This window comes from Mesorhizobium sp. M1A.F.Ca.IN.020.06.1.1 (genome assembly GCF_004023265.1).
Lineage (GTDB): Bacteria > Pseudomonadota > Alphaproteobacteria > Rhizobiales > Rhizobiaceae > Mesorhizobium.
On sequence record NZ_RZSR01001578.1, the window covers coordinates 1 to 729 of the forward strand.

1 protein-coding gene is annotated in these 729 nt (G+C 64.3%); it reads right to left on the reverse strand.

Annotated elements, in window-relative coordinates:
- Positions 1 to 425 precede the first annotated feature (425 nt).
- Positions 426 to 729, reverse strand: a 304-nt coding sequence (locus EOA60_RS35660) for a thermonuclease family protein (protein ID WP_164899909.1), incomplete at its 5' end; no start/stop codon positions are given.

Below are 729 nucleotides of genomic sequence, written 5' to 3' on the forward strand. Positions count from 1 at the left end.
GGCAGAAGGGCGGCCGTGATGACGCTGCGGCCGAACGGCGTCAACGCGTCGCTGAGCAGCAGCAGATAGTTGAGGCCGAGCGACAGGCCGACGCAGCCCGCGGTGCCCAGCAGGGTCAGCCAGACGACATGCTTCCAGGCCTCTGCCGGCGCGGTCTCGGTTTTTATACTCACTGGCCAATCTCCTGTTGGACGCATTGGCATAAAGGCGGTGTGTTACGATTTCCGTTTCAGCCTGGCCTACAATTTGAAGGAAATCAGTGTCTTTCTCCCTGGATGGCGCCAGCGGCTGCGGCCCGCTTCTCGCTTCGATCTGATTCGTCGCTGAAACGGGTCAGCGTTTGGTAGGATCGCCGAGCTGCTTTAGCCATTCCGTTTTTACGCAATCCCGCAGGCAAGGCCGTTGCGCGCCTTTCCGGGTATGCCCTATTGCGGCGGGCCGAAGACGCCCATCTCGGCAGCCCTGGCGACGAATTCGGCTTTGCCGTAGATGCCCGAGGGGGACGCCATCGCCCAGCCATTGGCAACCAGCCAGGCGCCGACATCCTGTTTGCCGAGCATGCACGGCGCGGCGATGGCAAAACGGTCGGCATCGGGCGGCAGGACGCATTTGAGCGCCCGGCCGCGCAGCCAGGCATTGAAGGCGGCGCGGGCGCGCTGCCCGCAGGGCCAGATGACGTCGCCGAACGCGCAGGTTCTGGCGGAATCGACCTCGATGGTCCCGCTGACG